Source organism: Streptococcus suis, from assembly GCA_024583055.1.
GTDB lineage: Bacteria > Bacillota > Bacilli > Lactobacillales > Streptococcaceae > Streptococcus > Streptococcus suis_V.
The window spans coordinates 472636-489362 of record CP102145.1 but is presented as its reverse complement, the minus strand read 5'-3'; the positions used below and the strand labels follow the sequence as shown (position 1 = coordinate 489362).

General features: G+C 44.9%; 19 protein-coding genes. 15 read left to right on the top strand and 4 right to left on the bottom strand.

Annotation, left to right across the window (positions count from 1 at the left end):
* Nucleotides 1–1275 carry a signal recognition particle-docking protein FtsY gene (gene ftsY / locus NQZ91_02390; GenBank protein ID UUM58240.1) on the top strand — a complete coding sequence of 425 codons (1275 nt, stop codon included), beginning with the start codon at nt 1–3 and terminating at the stop codon, nt 1273–1275.
* A gap of 27 nt (nt 1276–1302) precedes the next feature.
* Here ftsY and NQZ91_02385 read toward each other — a convergent pair whose 3' ends face one another.
* Genes NQZ91_02385 through NQZ91_02370 form a run of 4 tightly spaced genes read right to left on the bottom strand, consistent with a single transcriptional unit; the run spans nt 1303 to nt 4258 of the window.
* Complete coding sequence (locus tag NQZ91_02385) at nt 1303–1860, bottom strand: GNAT family N-acetyltransferase (GenBank protein ID UUM58239.1); 558 nt, start codon at nt 1858–1860, stop codon at nt 1303–1305.
* A 1-nt stretch (nt 1861) separates the two neighbouring features.
* Nucleotides 1862–2536 (bottom strand): DNA alkylation repair protein, encoded by a 675-nt coding sequence (locus NQZ91_02380; GenBank protein UUM58238.1) that lies wholly within the window; start codon nt 2534–2536, stop codon nt 1862–1864.
* A 42-nt stretch (nt 2537–2578) separates the two neighbouring features.
* Nucleotides 2579–4066, bottom strand: coding sequence for a glucose-6-phosphate dehydrogenase (gene zwf, locus NQZ91_02375; protein UUM58237.1), 1488 nt, complete (start codon nt 4064–4066; stop codon nt 2579–2581).
* Nucleotides 4067–4123: 57 nt separating this feature from the next.
* A complete protein-coding gene (locus NQZ91_02370; protein UUM58236.1) occupies nt 4124–4258 on the bottom strand; it encodes an SPJ_0845 family protein in 135 nt (44 codons plus the stop codon).
* Between the two features lie 315 nt (nt 4259–4573).
* Between NQZ91_02370 and ligA the strand changes: the two genes are divergently transcribed.
* The 14 genes from ligA (at nt 4574) to NQZ91_02300 (ending at nt 16716) form a co-directional block, all read left to right on the top strand.
* Nucleotides 4574–6532 (top strand): NAD-dependent DNA ligase LigA, encoded by a 1959-nt coding sequence (ligA, locus tag NQZ91_02365; protein ID UUM58235.1) that lies wholly within the window; start codon nt 4574–4576, stop codon nt 6530–6532.
* Between the two features lie 7 nt (nt 6533–6539).
* Nucleotides 6540–7583 carry a diacylglycerol kinase family lipid kinase gene (locus tag NQZ91_02360; GenBank protein ID UUM58234.1) on the top strand — a complete coding sequence of 348 codons (1044 nt, stop codon included), beginning with the start codon at nt 6540–6542 and terminating at the stop codon, nt 7581–7583.
* 137 nt (nt 7584–7720) lie between these two features.
* On the top strand, nt 7721–7921 hold the full coding sequence (locus tag NQZ91_02355; GenBank protein ID UUM58233.1) for a F0F1 ATP synthase subunit C: 201 nt from the start codon (nt 7721–7723) through the stop codon (nt 7919–7921).
* 36 nt (nt 7922–7957) lie between these two features.
* Complete coding sequence (gene atpB, locus NQZ91_02350; protein UUM58232.1) at nt 7958–8674, top strand: F0F1 ATP synthase subunit A; 717 nt, start codon at nt 7958–7960, stop codon at nt 8672–8674.
* 18 nt (nt 8675–8692) lie between these two features.
* Entirely contained in the window at nt 8693–9199 is a 507-nt protein-coding gene (gene atpF, locus NQZ91_02345; GenBank protein ID UUM58231.1) for a F0F1 ATP synthase subunit B, read from the top strand.
* The gene (locus NQZ91_02340) at nt 9200–9733 is read left to right on the top strand and encodes a F0F1 ATP synthase subunit delta (GenBank protein UUM58230.1); all 534 of its coding nucleotides are present in this window, start codon (nt 9200–9202) and stop codon (nt 9731–9733) included.
* A gap of 21 nt (nt 9734–9754) precedes the next feature.
* Entirely contained in the window at nt 9755–11260 is a 1506-nt protein-coding gene (gene atpA / locus NQZ91_02335; protein ID UUM58229.1) for a F0F1 ATP synthase subunit alpha, read from the top strand.
* Between the two features lie 11 nt (nt 11261–11271).
* Nucleotides 11272–12147, top strand: coding sequence for a F0F1 ATP synthase subunit gamma (locus NQZ91_02330; GenBank protein UUM58228.1), 876 nt, complete (start codon nt 11272–11274; stop codon nt 12145–12147).
* A gap of 99 nt (nt 12148–12246) precedes the next feature.
* Nucleotides 12247–13653, top strand: a complete 1407-nt coding sequence (atpD, locus tag NQZ91_02325) for a F0F1 ATP synthase subunit beta (GenBank protein UUM58227.1) — start codon at nt 12247–12249, stop codon at nt 13651–13653.
* A gap of 9 nt (nt 13654–13662) precedes the next feature.
* Complete coding sequence (locus tag NQZ91_02320; protein ID UUM58226.1) at nt 13663–14079, top strand: F0F1 ATP synthase subunit epsilon; 417 nt, start codon at nt 13663–13665, stop codon at nt 14077–14079.
* A gap of 62 nt (nt 14080–14141) precedes the next feature.
* Complete coding sequence (locus NQZ91_02315) at nt 14142–14372, top strand: DUF1146 family protein (protein ID UUM58225.1); 231 nt, start codon at nt 14142–14144, stop codon at nt 14370–14372.
* Nucleotides 14373–14386: 14 nt separating this feature from the next.
* Nucleotides 14387–15670, top strand: coding sequence for a UDP-N-acetylglucosamine 1-carboxyvinyltransferase (murA, locus tag NQZ91_02310; GenBank protein ID UUM58224.1), 1284 nt, complete (start codon nt 14387–14389; stop codon nt 15668–15670).
* Entirely contained in the window at nt 15663–15854 is a 192-nt protein-coding gene (locus NQZ91_02305) for a DNA-directed RNA polymerase subunit beta (GenBank protein ID UUM58223.1), read from the top strand. The genes murA and NQZ91_02305 overlap by 8 nt, the downstream gene beginning before the upstream one ends.
* Before the next feature lie 28 nt (nt 15855–15882).
* Nucleotides 15883–16716 (top strand): DNA/RNA non-specific endonuclease, encoded by an 834-nt coding sequence (locus NQZ91_02300; GenBank protein ID UUM58802.1) that lies wholly within the window; start codon nt 15883–15885, stop codon nt 16714–16716.
* The last annotated feature ends 11 nt before the right edge of the window (nt 16717–16727 follow it).

The following is a 16727-nucleotide window of genomic DNA, read 5'->3' as shown; positions in this document are numbered from 1 at the left end:
ATGGGATTATTTGATCGATTATTTGGACAAGAAAAACAAGAAGAGCAAGTCTCTCTTGTTGAGGAAGTGGAGACGGAACAGTTAGATTCTAGTGAAGATACAGAAGTATCTGAAACTGAATCAGTTGCTCAAGAAACTGCTGTTGCAGAGGCTCCTGCGGAGAATGCAGACCTCTCAGCAGAGCAAGAAGCTCAGAAACAACGGACCTTAGACATGATGGCCCAGTATTATGCTGCCAAGGAGGCTGCTGCGTCCCGTATCAAAGAAGCACAGGAGCTGGGGCTTGACCCAGCTATTCAAACCAAGGCCAAAGAAGAGCCTGTTGAGGAAGTTGTTCCAGTAGAGCAAGAAAGTGAGCAGGACAAGTACCAGCGGACCTTGAAAAAGACCCGTACAGGCTTTGGGGCAAGGCTCAATGAGTTCTTTGCCAACTTCCGTTCGGTTGATGAGGACTTTTTCGAGGAACTGGAAGAAATGCTGATTTTGTCAGACGTGGGAGTACAGGTTGCCTCTACACTGACAGAGGAGCTCCGCTATGAAGCCAAGCTCCAGAAGGCCAAAAAGACCGAGGAACTCCGTCGGGTCATCATTGAAAAATTGGTGGATATTTACGAAAAAGATGGCCAGTTCAGCGAGCAAATCAACATCCAAGACGACCTAACGGTCATGCTCTTTGTCGGTGTTAACGGGGTTGGGAAGACGACGTCTATCGGTAAGTTGGCCTACAAGTACAAGCAGGCTGGCAAGAAGGTTATGCTGGTTGCGGCGGACACCTTTCGTGCGGGTGCGGTAGCCCAGCTGGTCGAGTGGGGTCGCCGTGTTGATGTGCCAGTAGTGACTGGTCCTGAAAAGTCAGACCCAGCTAGTGTGGTTTTTGATGGGGTAAAACGTGCCGTGGCAGAAGGCGTGGATATTCTCATGATTGACACAGCAGGTCGCTTGCAGAATAAAGAAAACCTCATGGCAGAGCTGGAAAAAATCGGCCGTATCATTAAACGAACACTGCCTGAAGCACCGCATGAAACCCTCTTAGCATTGGATGCTTCCACAGGACAAAACGCCCTTAGTCAAGCCAAAGAATTTGCAAAAATTACTCCATTAACAGGCTTAGTCTTGACCAAGCTAGACGGTACTGCAAAAGGTGGTGTCGTTCTTGCTATTCGTCAGGAACTAGATATTCCAGTGAAATTGATTGGATTCGGTGAGAAAATCGATGACATCGGTGAATTCAAGTCCGAAGAGTTCATGCGTGGACTTTTAGAGGGATTGGTGTAATATTGAAAAAAGTCGTTAGTTGAAAAACTAGCGACTTTTTCTATCTGTATGTAGCAGTGAGTAAACAGCAATGTCAACAATACCACGATTATTTCGAGCGGCTTGTCGGAGGGTGCCTTCGTAGGACATACCGACTTTTTCCATAACGCGACCAGAAGGACGGTTTTTACTATCGTGAACAGCCGTAATCCGTAAACAACCAACTTCTTCCAGTAGAAAGTGAGTGACTGCTTCAAGGGCTTCTGGCATATAATTTTGTCCCCACCATTTACTGCCTAAGACCCAGCCCAATTCAGCAGCCTGTACCCGTTCATCTAGACTGACGACGGAAATATCTCCAATGGGTTGCTGACTTTCTTTGAGTTCAATAGCCCACCTGTACGCTTTTTCTTGTGAATAGGATTGGATACAGAACTGGATGTAGTCTTGGGTGTCTTGAATTGTCTGATGAGTTGGCCAGGTCAGATAGGTGGTAACCTTTTCATCTGAAGTCCAGTTTTGGAAAACGGGCTCAACATCTGTTGTTTGAAAAGGGCGTAAGACTAGGCGTTGGGTTTCTAATACCTGAGTTCCTTTATGATGCATTTTATTTCCTCCTCAACAATGCCTCAATCCAGTCGGGTGCGTAGGCAGAAGTACAGCCTTTTGGAACCTTCATATCGGAATAGACAGCGAGTTCCTGACCGATTGCAAGACCTTGCTCCAGATAGTCAGGATAGGCAACTGCAATCTCCACCAAGCATTGGTTCATGGTCCATTGGACAAGCGGGTCAGCGGTTTGCAAATGCTGGCGAATTTGGTCTAGAGTTTCTTCAATTTCTTGATTTGAAGCGGATTTGCCAGCAAAGTATTTGGCGCGAAGGAACCAGCCTAGGCGTTGAAAGATGGCTGGTTTTTGGGCAAGCAAGGTTTCTTCCCAATCCCTGCTGTCTTTTCGTTTGCTGAGAATGATAGAAGCCAGCTTGTCTAAGACATTGACAGAAACTTCTTCATTGAGGCAATTCTCTAGGTCAGCTTGGAGAAGCTGGTCAGGCTTATTTTTTGCAATTTGAATTGCTAAATATTGTGCCTCTAGGACCCCCGTTTGCCAGAGTGGGGCAAACAAGTCCAGTCGATTTTTATAGGCCTTGGCAATACCAGAAATAGCTCCCATTGGAACGCCGTAGTAGGGCTTGGTTTCGCCAATTTTTTCATAGCGCTTGAGGGTGCCAGCATGACTGGCTGCTTCAAGTTGGGAGAGAATAGTGTTTAGTTCAGTCATAAATATCTCCGAAAAAAACTGGATGGCTCCAGTTTTCATATATTATTTCAATAAGCCACGTTCACGATACCAGACATCAGGTGTCCAAACCCACTTGCAGCCGTAACTTTCTAGTAAATCAAAGGCTGCTTGAGGTCCCATGGTTCCTGCTGGGTAGGTGTGGAGTGGGACTTGGTTATTTGCCCACAAATCAACAATGCGGTCAATCAAGCTCCAGCTTGCTTTCACTTCTTCCCAATGGCTAAAGTTAGTAGAATCACCATTTAGCACATCGAAAAATAGTTTTTCGTAGGCTTCAGGTGAATTACCAAGTGCCGTTGCATTGTGGCGGAAGTTGAGTTTGGCAGGAGTAAGAGCAAAGTGGGAACCAACTTCCTTACCGTTGATAGAGAGCATAAAGCCTTCAGTTGGTTGGATGAAGATGGTCAAGACATTGGCTTCAGAAGGCTGACCAAAAATATCTTCCGCATGCTTGAAGGTGATGGTCACGCGCGTGCCCTTTTCCGTCAGGCGTTTACCTGTCCGGAAGAAGAAAGGTACATCACGGAAACGGTCAGTATCAACGAAGAAGACACCTCCTGCAAAGGTTTCTGTTTGAGAACCTTCTGCAATATTTGGTTCATCCAAGTAGCTAACATAGTCTTTTCCGTCGATGGAACCTGCTGCGTACTGGCCTCGAATGAAGTTGCGCTTGAGGTCCTCATCAGAAGGCTGACGAAGGTGTTGGAAGACCTTGATTTTTTCAGCTCGGACATCTTCCTCCTTGAAGCTGGCTGGCTTATCCATTGCTAGAAGGGAAAGAACTTGGAGGGCATGGTTTTGCACCATGTCTTTTAAGGCGCCAGAATGATCGTAGTAGCCCCCACGATCCTCAACACCAATCCCTTCAGCAAATGTAATTTGAACGTTATCGATGTAATCACGGTTCCAGATATGCTCAAAAATGATATTGGCAAAGCGAACCGCAAAGATATTTTGCACCATTTCCTTGCCTAGGTAATGGTCGATACGGTATATTTGGTCTTCATTGAAGGCTGCTGCCAATTCATCATTGAGTTTGGTAGCTGTAGCAAGGCTAGTTCCGAAAGGTTTTTCGATAATCAAACGCTCAAAACCTTGTCCGTCAACGATTTGCTCTGATTTGAGATGTTTGGCAATGGTTCCGAAAAATTCAGGAGCCATAGAGAGGAAGAAGACCTTGTTGTGTTGCGTATCGTATTTTTCACATAAGTCGTCCTGCAATTTACGAAGAGCTACATAATGCTCAGTATCGTTGACATCATGGCTTTGATAGTAGAAATGACTTGCAAATTCATGAGCTTGACGTGGAGTATCGGGCAAATCACCGAGTGATTCAATGACAGTTTGCTCAAAAAATTCCTTGGTCCAAGGTCTGCGAGCTGTACCAATTACTGCAAAATTTTCTCGGATATGGCCTGCCTTATAAAGACGGAAGAGGGATGGATAGAGTTTGCGCTTGGCAAGGTCGCCACTAGCACCAAAAATTGTAAACAATACATGTGATGACATAATTTTATTCCTATCTGTTGAATATAACATCTATTATATCTAAAATTGTCAGAAAATTCAATCTTTCAATTGAAATTCTTTTTGTTTAGGAGCAACTGAATTTACATCATCTTTGTCATCGAATTGTTCAATACGTGCAAATTGCTCAAATAAAGTGTCAAGTTCATCTTGTCGTTTATACGTAATAGCCATGTTAGACCTCCATTCTACTACCTATTATATAATTTTAATGAATAAATTAAAAGCGATAATCCTTGGTTTATTAGAAGACTTAAAATACTGCAGCCTATTTTAATAACATCCTACTGTTTAGTTATCAGTCAGATTAGAATTCAAAGTGACCATAATCCTTATATCCTGGTGATAATCTATAATTTCAATTTTCTTTACTCCTTATCTATGTAGAATGTGTAATGCACTACAAAACTTGTTCAATCAATCTATCAATTCTGTTTTGTCTTGCTCATTTTGAGTTACAATGTTAAAAATCGTGTTATAATATAGAATATGAAAACGAGAATTGAAGAACTGGTAGAACTGCTCAACCAGTATGCCAAAGAATATTATCAACTTGATAAACCAAGCGTGTCCGATGCTGAATATGACAAGCTTTATCGTGAATTGGTGGAATTAGAAAGTTCCCGCCCAGAACTGGTCTTGCCAGACAGTCCGACCCACCGTGTCGGCGGAAAAATCCTGGACGGTTTTGAAAAATACAGCCACGTTTATCCCCTTTTTAGCTTGCAGGATGCTTTTTCTCGTGAGGAGTTGGACGCCTTTGACCAGCGTGTCCGCAAGGAATTTCCAGGTGCCAGCTATATTTGTGAGTTGAAAATTGATGGTCTATCCATTTCCCTGACCTACGAGGCTGGCCAGCTGGTGGTCGGTGCTACCCGTGGAGACGGCAGTGTCGGTGAAAATATCACGGAAAACCTCAAGCGTGTGGCGGATATTCCGCTGACCCTGCCAGAGCCTATCGACATGACTGTTCGGGGCGAGTGCTACATGCCTAAGACTTCCTTTGAACGGGTCAATGCCCAGAGGCAGGAGGATGGTGAGGCTGAGTTTGCCAATCCTCGCAATGCTGCTGCAGGAACTCTCCGCCAGCTGGATACAGGTGTCGTTGCCCAGCGTGGACTCGCGACTTTCCTCTACCAGGAGGCCAGTCCGACAGAGGCGACCAGCCAGTCGGAGGTCCTTGACAAGCTGGACAGACTTGGCTTTGTGACCAACCACGACTATCAGTTGGCGGCTGATATGGACGCTGTTTGGGCTTTTATTGAAAAAATGGCAGAGCAGCGAGACAGTTTGCCCTATGAGATAGACGGTATCGTTATCAAAGTTAATGAACTAGCTGTCCAGGAAGAATTGGGCTTCACTGTCAAAGCGCCCCGATGGGCGGTGGCTTATAAGTTCCCAGCAGAGGAAAAAGAGGCGGAAATCCTGTCTGTCGACTGGACAGTCGGCCGGACTGGTGTGGTAACACCGACAGCCAACCTCAGCCCAGTTCAATTGGCAGGAACCACTGTTAGCCGCGCCACACTCCACAATGTCGACTATATTGCTGAAAAAGATATCAGAATCGGCGATACGGTTATCGTCTACAAGGCTGGTGACATCATTCCAGCAGTCCTCAAAGTCGTGGACAAATACCGAAATGACCAAGAACCGATGCCAATACCAACTGCTTGTCCAAGCTGTTCAGGTGACCTGCAGCATTATGAGGACGAGGTGGCCCTACGCTGTATCAATCCCCTTTGCCCAAGCCAGCTCATGAGCAAGCTAGAGCATTTTGCCAGCCGAGATGCCATGAATATTGCCGGCTTGGGGACTTCGATTGTAGAAAAACTCTACCAGTCTGGTCTGGTACATGATGTGGCAGACATCTACAAGCTGACAGTTGAAGATTTGCTGACCTTGGAAGGTTTCAAAGAAAAATCAGCTGAAAAACTCTATCAAGCTATTCAGGCATCGAAAGACAATTCAGCGGAGCGCTTGCTGTTCGGCTTGGGCATTCGCCACGTTGGTAGCAAGGCTAGTAAGATTTTGCTGACGGCCTTGGGTGATTTGGAAAATCTGGCACAGGCTGACTTAGAAACTATTTCTGGCCTAGAGGGTTTGGGACAGGTCATCGCCCAATCGCTGGTAACTTATTTCTCTAGCGAAGGTGCACAGAAATTGCTGAGCGAACTGAAAGAAGCCGGTGTCAATCTAGCCTATTTAGGTCAACAAGTAGCGACGGATGCAGCTTTATCTGGCATGACGGTCGTCTTGACAGGTAAGTTGGAACGGATGAAACGCAGTGAGGCAAAGGCCAAACTGGAGGCTTTGGGTGCTAATGTAGCTGGCTCTGTTTCCAAGAGAACTAATCTAGTCGTCGCTGGCGCAGATGCTGGAAGTAAGTTGGCCAAGGCCCAAGAATTAGGAATTGAAATAAGAGACGAGGTCTGGTTAGAGAGCCTCTAAGGAAATCATGGAAGAACAAAAACGTGCAAGATTGATTTATAACCCGACCTCGGGACAAGAAATCATGAAGAAAAATGTAGCAGAAGTGCTGAATGTTTTGGAAGGATTTGGTTATGAAACCTCTGCCTTTCAGACTACTCCAGAAAAAGATTCAGCTAAAAACGAGGCTAGACGGGCAGCCCTGGCTGGATTTGACTTGGTCATTGCTGCTGGTGGTGACGGCACTATTAACGAAGTAGTCAATGGCATTGCTCCGCTTGAAAAACGACCTCGTATGGCGATTATTCCAACGGGAACGACCAATGACTATGCCCGTGCCCTAAAGGTTCCACGGGGAAATCCAGTTGAGGCAGCCAAGTTGATTGGAAAAAATCAGACCATTTTAATGGATATTGGTCTGGCTAAGAACGTGAAGAACGGCTATTCCCAGGAGCATTACTTTATCAATATTGCTGCTCTGGGCACCTTGACTGAATTGACTTACAGTGTGCCTAGCCAGCTCAAGACCATGTTTGGCTACCTAGCCTATGTGGTCAAGGGGGCAGAGCTATTGCCGCAGGTCCAGTTTACACCGGTTCGTGTCCAACATGACAAGGGGATTTTTGAAGGGTCTGTCTCCATGATTTTTGTGGCCCTGACCAATTCTATCGGAGGATTTGAGCAAATTGTACCGGATGCCAAGCTGGATGACGGCAATTTTACCTTACTCATGGTGAAAACAGGCAATCTCTTTGAAATTCTACATCTGATTCGTCAGGTCTTGGACGGTGGCAAGCATGTAGATAGCAATTTGGTCGAGTATATCAAGACCAGGAGCTTATCTATCAAGCACTTGGACAATTCCAGTCGCCTCTTGCTCAACCTAGATGGAGAGTTTGGTGGAGATGCTCCGGTCCATTTATACAATCTGGCCAACCATATCGAATTCTTTGCGGATACGGACTTGGTTTCAGACCATGCTATTACCCTGGATACTGAACAAATCAATCGTGAAAAAATGGCACAGCGATTTATTGAGGAAACAAATCATTTTGAAGTGTCAATTAAATAGGAAGAAAGGACAAAAGTGTCTTTTCTTTTTGATTAATTAAAGCGAATTAAACGCTTCCAATGACGGTATTTTCTTGACAAATAGATGTTTTAGGAGTATCCTTACATGGTATTAAAATTTTAAAAGGAGAATTCGTTATGAATTTAGGCGCATTGGCTTTAGGTTTAGCCTGTCTTGGTGTAAGTATTGGTGAGGGACTGTTGGTAGCTTCTTACCTTAGTTCGACTGCACGTCAACCAGAAATGCAAAGCAAGTTAATGGCTGGTGTATTCTTGGGTGTTGCCTTTATCGAGGGAACGTTCTTCGTAACCTTGGCTATGATGTTTGTCTTGAAATAGTAGAAAATAGAGAAATAGAAAAGGGGGGAACCTCCATTGGAAGAACATTTAAGTCCAACCCTTACCCTTGGTCCCATAACCTTTGACCTGACCATGGTATTGGTTTCTATTATAACCATTTCCGTTATTTTCTTACTTGTTTTTTGGGCCAGTCGTCGAATGGAACTGAAGCCAAAAGGAAAACAGAATGTTTTGGAGTACGTGTATGAACTAGTTATCAATTTTACTAAGGGAAATTTGGGTGATGAAAATGCAAAACGCTATGCACTTTTCTTCTTTACAGCCTTCACATTTCTTTTGGTTGCCAATAACCTTGGTTTGATGACAAAGATTGAAACCGCTCAAGGACAGAATCTATGGACCTCTCCAACAGCCAATATGGCCTACGACTTTGGTCTTGCTACCGTTGCAACGGTATTTTGTCATGTCGAAGGTATTCGTCGTCGCGGATTTAAGGAGTATTTGAAAGCATTTGTAACGCCATGGGCCATGACTCCAATGAATATTTTGGAAGAAGTGACTAATCTGGCTTCTCTTGCACTCCGTTTATATGGGAATATCTATGCGGGGGAAGTATTGGTTTCTCTCCTCTTGCAATTATCTCAAAAAGGCGCCTTCGTTTATCCTATCGCATTTGGCTTAAACGTCATTTGGACTGCTTTTTCTGTGTTCATCTCCTGCTTGCAATCCTATGTATTTGTCATGCTGGTGTCTATGTATTTGAACAAGAAAATTAGTAGTGTGGCAGAGTAAGAAAGGGAATATGAAAAGATGGTAACACTTATTGCAATGCAATCAAGTACAGTTTTGGGGAACTTTATTCTGGTAACAGCATCTTTTGCTGTTCTGCTCGTCTTAATTCGCCTATTTGCGTGGGACAAGATTACTGGAATTTTTGAAGAACGTGCTGCTAAGATTGCCAATGATATTGATAGTGCGGAAGAAAAATTAACGCAGGCTTCTAACCTTGTACAACAGAGAGAAGATGAGTTGGTTCAAGGCCGTATCGAAGGTCAAAAAATCATTCAAGATGCTGTTGAACGTGCAAAATTAGAGAAGAAGCGCTTGTTGGAACAAGCTGATGTTGAAATTCAAGGATTGAAACAGAAGGCTCAGCTTGAAATTGAGGCAGAAAGACGCGAAGCTCAAGAAAACCTGCATGTACAGGTAGCGGAGTTGGCAGTTGATTTGGCTGGAAAGATTATCTTGGAAGATTTGGACCAGGAGGCCCATAGTCAATTGATTGATCGTTATTTGGATAAACTAGGAGACAAGTAGATGAACGCTAGAGAAAATGCCCTGGTGCAAAAGTATGCTCTATCATTTGCTGAAAAAGTTAGTGATCATGAAGAGATTTGGGAAATGTATGACCAAATTTCAGCCTTGATTTCCATTATTCATGATAGTAAGCTCAATCGTCTCTTGCTGTCAGCGACTGTTTCTAAAGAAGAGAAGGCTGAATTCGTTCGGACTGTTCGTCAGTCCAGTTTTTGGCAAATCAATGACCTTATCGAAGATGTGATTCGAGATGGGCATGCTGATTTGCTCTTGGAAACACTGGAACGTGCTCAGCTACAAATTAGTAAGTTTAAAAATGAATTTGAGGCCCATGTGGTTTCAGTTTATCCGCTGACAGAAGAACAAAAAGAGCGTCTTCGTCGACTGATAGAAACACGTTTTTCTCTTCGTGTTCGTAGTATTGTTGAAGAGCTGAATAGGACTTTGATGGGGGGCTTTATTGTGACGGTCAACCACAAGGTCATTGATGCCAGTGTACGCAGTCAGTTGAATGACGTTAAGAAAAAACTTTAGAAAATAGAAAGTGGTGTTCTTTTGGTGATTAATGCACAAGAAATTAGCGCTTTACTAAAACAACAAATAGAGGGCTTTCAGCCTGATTTTGACTATACTGAGACAGGTGTAGTGACCTATATCGGTGACGGAATTGCTCGTGCTCAGGGTCTAGATAATGCCATGAGTGGCGAGCTTCTGATTTTTGAAAACGATACTATTGGTATGGCTCAAAACTTGGAGACCAATGACGTTGGTATCATCATTCTCGGAGATTTTACAGACATCCGTGAAGGCTCAGTGGTCCGTCGGACTGGTAAAATCATGGAAGTACCAGTTGGTTCAGGCTTGATTGGTCGGGTTATCAATCCGCTCGGTCAACCAGTTGATGGCTTAGGAGAAATCCGTACAACAAAGACACGTCCAGTTGAATACCCAGCTCCCGGTGTTATGCAACGTAAATCTGTTACAGAGCCTTTGCAAACAGGTTTGAAAGCCATTGATGCCTTGGTACCAATCGGTCGTGGCCAGCGGGAGTTGATTATCGGTGACCGCCAGACGGGTAAAACGTCTGTAGCCATTGACGCCATTCTCAACCAAAAAGGCCAAGATATGATTTGTATCTACGTGGCCATTGGTCAGAAGGAATCAACGGTTCGTACACAGGTAGAAACCCTTCGTCAGTACGGTGCTTTGGACTACACAATTGTTGTAACAGCTTCTGCATCGCAACCTTCTCCGCTCTTGTTCTTGGCCCCTTATGCAGGTGTTGCTATGGCGGAAGAATTTATGTACGAAGGCAAGCACGTTTTGATTGTCTATGATGATTTGTCAAAACAAGCGGTAGCCTACCGTGAATTGTCTCTCTTGCTCCGTCGTCCTCCAGGTCGTGAGGCCTATCCAGGGGATGTATTCTACTTGCACAGTCGCTTACTAGAGCGCTCGGCTAAGGTATCTGATGAGTTGGGTGGAGGCTCGATTACAGCTCTGCCATTTATCGAGACACAGGCAGGAGACATTTCAGCCTATATCGCAACCAACGTGATTTCTATTACCGATGGACAAATTTTCCTCAAGGATGACTTGTTCAACTCAGGTATTCGTCCGGCCATTGATGCAGGTTCTTCTGTATCGCGTGTCGGCGGTTCGGCTCAAATCAAGGCGATGAAGAAGGTGGCTGGTACTCTCCGTATCGACCTTGCTTCTTACCGTGAATTGGAGGCCTTTACGCAATTTGGTTCGGATTTGGATGCGGCTACGCAGGCTAAACTCAACCGTGGTCGTCGTACAGTCGAGGTTCTCAAACAACCATTGCACAAACCATTACCTGTTGAAAAACAAGTCTTGATTTTGTACGCCTTGACTAATGGTTATTTGGATTCAGTGCCGATTGATGATATTTTGACCTTTGAAGAAGAATTGTATGCTTATTTTGATTTGCATTACGATAACCTCTTGGAAGTTATTCGGTCAACCAAGGATCTTCCAGATACAGATGAGTTGAATGCGGCCATTCAAGCCTTCAAAGACCAGTCTGTCTTTAAGTAAAGGAGTGAAATATGACAGGTTCTCTCAATGAAATCAAGTCAAAAATTACATCAACTAAGAAAACCAGTCAAATCACAGGTGCCATGCAGATGGTTTCGGCCTCAAAATTAGCTAAGTCAGAGCAACTAGCCCAATCCTTCCAGATTTACGCTAGCAAGGTTCGTCAGATTACAACGGACTTGTTGCATGGTGAATTGGTTGCATCTGATACTAGCCACCCTATGTTGCTCCGCCGTCCGATTCAAAAATCAGGCTATATCGTCATTACATCCGATAGCGGCCTCAAAGGATCTTATAATTCTAGTATCCTGAAGGCTGTTATGGGCATGATTGATCAAGACCATGACTCACCAGATGAGTATGCCATTATTGCTATCGGCAGTATGGGTGCGGATTTTTTCCGTGCGCGTGGTATCAATCCTGTCTTTGAATTGCGGGGAATTGCTGATAATCCTAGCTTTGAAGAAGTTCAAAAAATCATTTCCAAGTCTGTTGAAATGTACAAAAATGAACTGTTTGATGAATTGTATGTTTGTTACAACCACCATGTCAATAGCTTAACCAGTCAGGTTCGTGTGCAGCAGATGTTGCCAGTAGAAGATTTGGACTATCATGAAACAGATGGTTACACAGCTACCTTTGAGTTAGAGCCAAATCGTGAAGTGATTTTGGAACAGCTCTTGACCCAGTATGCAGAATCAACCATTTATGGTGCTATTTTGGATGCTAAGACGGCTGAGAATGCGGCTGGTATGACAGCTATGCAAACTGCGACAGACAATGCAAAAAATGTCATCAATGATTTGACCATTCAATACAACAGGGCTCGTCAGGCTGCAATCACGCAAGAAATTACAGAGATTGTAGCAGGCGCATCAGCCCTTTAGTAGTTTTACTCGGACAAATCAAATTTCAGTAGACGACTAGATAGGAACCTAGTTTGTGTTTGATTGATTTGGGTAAAGAATAGAAATAGAGGAAATAAGATGAGTTCAGGCAAAATTACTCAGGTTGTCGGACCCGTTGTAGACGTTGCGTTTGCAGCTGAGGACAAACTACCTGAGATTAACAACGCACTGGTTGTATATAAAAATGATGACTCCAAACAGAAAGTTGTGCTTGAAGTTGCTTTGGAGTTGGGCGATGGTGTTGTTCGGACTATCGCTATGGAGTCGACAGATGGTTTGACTCGTGGTATGGAAGTCTTGGACACCGGGCGTCCCATTTCTGTGCCAGTTGGTAAGGAAACCTTGGGTCGTGTTTTCAACGTTCTTGGTGATACCATTGATTTGGATGAGCCTTTTGCAGAAGATGCAGAACGTGAACCGATTCATAAGAAGGCACCAACCTTTGATGAATTGTCTACATCCAATGAAATCTTGGAGACAGGTATCAAGGTTATTGACCTCTTGGCCCCTTATTTGAAAGGTGGTAAGGTCGGTCTCTTCGGTGGTGCCGGGGTTGGTAAGACAGTTCTTATCCAAGAATTGATTCACAACATCGCCCAGGAACACGGTGGTATCTCTGTATTTACCGGAGTTGGCGAACGGACCCGTGAGGGAAATGACCTTTACTGGGAAATGAAAGAGTCTGGCGTTATTGAAAAAACAGCCATGGTCTTTGGTCAGATGAATGAGCCACCTGGTGCACGGATGCGTGTCGCTCTGACTGGTTTGACTATTGCGGAATACTTCCGTGATGTTGAAGGTCAGGATGTTCTCTTGTTCATCGACAACATTTTCCGTTTCACGCAGGCAGGTTCAGAAGTTTCGGCCCTTCTCGGTCGGATGCCGTCTGCCGTTGGTTACCAACCAACTTTGGCGACAGAAATGGGTCAATTGCAGGAACGGATTACGTCAACGAAGAAAGGTTCGGTTACTTCTATCCAGGCGATTTACGTACCAGCTGATGACTATACGGATCCGGCTCCAGCAACAGCCTTTGCCCACTTGGATTCGACAACTAACTTGGAGCGTAAATTGACCCAATTGGGTATCTATCCAGCCGTTGATCCGTTGGCATCGTCATCTCGTGCCCTGGCTCCTGAAGTTGTAGGAGAAGAGCACTATCAGGTAGCAATGGAAGTCAAACGTGTCCTACAACGCTACCAGGAACTGCAAGATATCATTGCCATTCTCGGTATGGATGAATTGTCAGATGAGGAGAAGACCTTGGTTGGTCGCGCTCGTCGTATCCAATTCTTCCTATCACAAAACTTCAACGTTGCCGAGCAGTTTACTGGTATGCCAGGTTCTTATGTACCGGTTGAGGAGACTGTCAAGGGCTTCAAGGAAATCTTGGATGGTAAACATGACCATTTGCCAGAAGATGCCTTCCGAAATGTTGGTTCCATTGAAGATGTCGTTGCCAAGGCTGCTAAAATGAGATTTTAGAGGTGACTTATGGAACAAATGACTGTTCAAATCGTGACACCTGATGGTATCAAGTATGACCACCATGCTGCTTTTATTCTGGTTAAAACTCCTGAAGGTGAAATGGGTATCTACCCTGGCCACGAAGAACTGATTGCTGTACTGGAAATTGATGAAATCAAGGTTCGTCGTATTGACGATGAAAACCACGTTGACTGGATTGCTGTCAACGGTGGTATTATCGAGGTAAATAAAAACCAGATTACGGTCGTTTCGGATTCTGCTGAGCGGGAGCGGGACATTGATATTAGTCGGGCTGAACGGGCTAAATTGCGGGCCGAGCGTGAATTGCAAGAAGCGCAGACGACCCAAAATGCTGACTTGGAGAAACGGGCGACCGTTGCCCTCCAACGGGCTATCAACCGTATCCGCGTAGGGAAACACTAATAATAACTAGGAGACTGGACTTAAGTTCGGTCTCTTTCCTTTTTTCGTGGTATAATGGAAACATGGTGACATCAATTTTACAATTATTAAGTCATATCCTTTTTATCTATTTGGCCCATCATCTTCTGGTGACAACCGTTGATTGGGCACGTTGGCTCAAGGTGACAGGAGACAATCAGCCAAAAATTAACTTGCTGATTTTATTTCTTGCAATTGCCCTGGGCTACCTGGTATCGACCTTCTTCCTGGAGTTAGTGATCATAGGTCGGTCTTTCAGTACGAATTTTGCATAAAGTAGAGGAATTTCATGGATAAAATTATTGTTCGAGGTCAGAAAGCTGCTCTCAAGGGTCAGGTTGAAATCGAAGGGGCTAAAAATGCAGTCTTGCCACTCTTGGCGGCTACTGTTTTAGCAAAAAATGGTCAATCTCGTTTTACCCAGGTACCGATTTTGTCTGATGTTTATACCATGAATAATGTGGTTCGTGGTCTCGGTGTTCGTGTTAAGTTTGATGAGGAGACTAAGACGGTCGATATTGATGCGACCGGTAAGTTGAGCTCAGAAACCCCTTACAAGTACGTCAGTCAGATGCGGGCTTCGATTGTTATTTTGGGCCCAATTTTAGCGCGAAATGGCTATGCCAAGGTGTCTATGCCTGGTGGCTGCACCATTGGTAGCCGGCCGATTGACTTGCATCTCAAGGGTTTGCAGGCTATGGGCGCAAAAATCAAGCAACGGGCTGGTTATATAGAGGCGACAGCTGAGCGTTTGCAGGGGACAACGATTTACCTTGATTTCCCAAGTGTCGGCGCTACTCAAAACCTGATGATGGCTGCTACTCTAGCCAATGGAACGACTGTCTTGGAAAATGCTGCGCGGGAGCCAGAAATCGTTGACTTGGCTAACTTCCTCAATAAGATGGGGGCTAAGGTCAAGGGAGCTGGTACAGAAACGGTGACCATTCACGGTGTGGAGGAATTGACTGGTGCAGAGCATCCTGTTGTTCAGGACCGTATTGAGGCAGGTACCTTTATGGTGGCTGCTGCCATGACTGGTGGTGATGTCCTGGTCAAAGATGCCGTCTGGGAGCACAATCGTCCCCTTATTTCTAAAATGCTTGAAATGGGTGTGGAAGTAACAGAAGAGGATGCAGGTATTCGTGTGTGTTCGCAGGTTGAACAACTCAAGCCTGTGACGGTCAAAACCATGCCACATCCAGGGTTTCCTACGGACCTGCAGGCTCAATTTACGGCTTTGATGGCCGTTGCCAAAGGTGAGTCAACCATGATTGAGACTGTTTTTGAAAATCGTTTCCAGCACCTGGAAGAAATGCGCCGGATGGACGTTGTTTCAGAAATCTTGCGAGATACAGCGATTATTACTGGTGGTCAGCCAATTCAAGGTGCTGAAGTTATGTCGACTGATTTGCGGGCCAGTGCTGCTCTGATTCTAGCTGGACTTGTTGCTGAAGGTGAAACTATTGTTGGCCGTCTCAGTCATCTGGACAGGGGGTACTATCGTTTCCATGAGAAATTAGCTGGATTGGGAGCGGATATTGAGCGCGTGAGTGGAGAAGTAGAAAATGGATAAAGAACAGTTTGGGTATATCAAAAAACAATTATTGATTGTCTTGCTGGTCCTCTTGGCCATGTTCCTTCTGTTTGCAGTGGGCTTGATGATTGGCTATGGCGTCATTGGTGATGGTGACAATATTTGGTCTGTCCTTTCGCCTGAAAAATGGCAGGAATTGATTAATAAATTTACAGGAAAGTAGGGTAGCCTACTTTCTTTTTGGAGAAATGATGAATAATAAAACGAAAAAACAGGCGACTAGTTTGCTGAGCCTGCTGGTGACTATTTTGGTGGTCGGCGGAGGTTACTTTTTTAATCAGCCGTCATCTACAAGTCAGGATTTGTCCTACTATGTCAATCAGTCCAGTGCAAGTCAATCAACACCCGACAAGGAGTTGGCGTCCAGTGTATTGACGGATGAGGCCAAGAAACAACTGGGTGGCTCGATTCAATGGAATGGGGCCGGTGCCTTCATTATCAATAATAATAAAACCAACTTGGATGCGTCAGTTTCCAGTATGCCTTATGCGGATAATAAGACCAAGCGGGTGCAGGGCGAGGAGATTCCAACTGTCGCTAATGCCCTCATGGCTAAATCTACGCGTCAGTACAAGGACCGTGATCAGACAGGCCAAGGGCGAACCTCCTGGACGCCGGCTGGTTGGCATCAGGTTCATGATTTGCCAGGAGAATACGACCATGCGGTGGACCGTGGGCACTTGCTTGGCTATGCCTTGATTGGTGGCTTAGATGGATTTGACGCCTCAACCAGCAATCCCAAGAATATTGCCACTCAAACGGCCTGGTCCAATCAGGCTTATGAGGATTATTCTACTGGGCAAAACTACTATGAAACAAAAGTCCGCCGGGCCTTGGACAAGAACAAACGTGTCCGCTACCGTGTCACACTGATCTATGCGGATGATGATGACCTGATTGCTCTAGGAAGTCACCTGGAGGCTAAATCGTCAGACGGTAGCCTGGAATTCAACGTCTTTGTGCCAAATGTCCAGAGTGGACTCAGTATCAACTACCATAGTGGTGAGATCACGGTGAATGAGTAAATAATCAGATG

Coding starts and splice junctions, on each gene's coding strand:
- NQZ91_02320 (UUM58226.1), top strand. CDS start 13,663: ATGGAACAAATGACTGTTCAAATCGTGACACCTGATGGTATCAAGTAT.
- NQZ91_02385 (UUM58239.1), bottom strand. CDS start 1,860: ATGCATCATAAAGGAACTCAGGTATTAGAAACCCAACGCCTAGTCTTA.
- zwf (UUM58237.1), bottom strand. CDS start 4,066: ATGTCATCACATGTATTGTTTACAATTTTTGGTGCTAGTGGCGACCTT.
- NQZ91_02360 (UUM58234.1), top strand. CDS start 6,540: ATGGAAGAACAAAAACGTGCAAGATTGATTTATAACCCGACCTCGGGA.
- NQZ91_02355 (UUM58233.1), top strand. CDS start 7,721: ATGAATTTAGGCGCATTGGCTTTAGGTTTAGCCTGTCTTGGTGTAAGT.
- atpF (UUM58231.1), top strand. CDS start 8,693: ATGGTAACACTTATTGCAATGCAATCAAGTACAGTTTTGGGGAACTTT.
- NQZ91_02340 (UUM58230.1), top strand. CDS start 9,200: ATGAACGCTAGAGAAAATGCCCTGGTGCAAAAGTATGCTCTATCATTT.
- atpD (UUM58227.1), top strand. CDS start 12,247: ATGAGTTCAGGCAAAATTACTCAGGTTGTCGGACCCGTTGTAGACGTT.
- NQZ91_02330 (UUM58228.1), top strand. CDS start 11,272: ATGACAGGTTCTCTCAATGAAATCAAGTCAAAAATTACATCAACTAAG.
- NQZ91_02300 (UUM58802.1), top strand. CDS start 15,883: ATGAATAATAAAACGAAAAAACAGGCGACTAGTTTGCTGAGCCTGCTG.
- ftsY (UUM58240.1), top strand. CDS start 1: ATGGGATTATTTGATCGATTATTTGGACAAGAAAAACAAGAAGAGCAA.
- murA (UUM58224.1), top strand. CDS start 14,387: ATGGATAAAATTATTGTTCGAGGTCAGAAAGCTGCTCTCAAGGGTCAG.
- NQZ91_02380 (UUM58238.1), bottom strand. CDS start 2,536: ATGACTGAACTAAACACTATTCTCTCCCAACTTGAAGCAGCCAGTCAT.
- ligA (UUM58235.1), top strand. CDS start 4,574: ATGAAAACGAGAATTGAAGAACTGGTAGAACTGCTCAACCAGTATGCC.
- NQZ91_02315 (UUM58225.1), top strand. CDS start 14,142: ATGGTGACATCAATTTTACAATTATTAAGTCATATCCTTTTTATCTAT.
- NQZ91_02370 (UUM58236.1), bottom strand. CDS start 4,258: ATGGCTATTACGTATAAACGACAAGATGAACTTGACACTTTATTTGAG.
- NQZ91_02305 (UUM58223.1), top strand. CDS start 15,663: ATGGATAAAGAACAGTTTGGGTATATCAAAAAACAATTATTGATTGTC.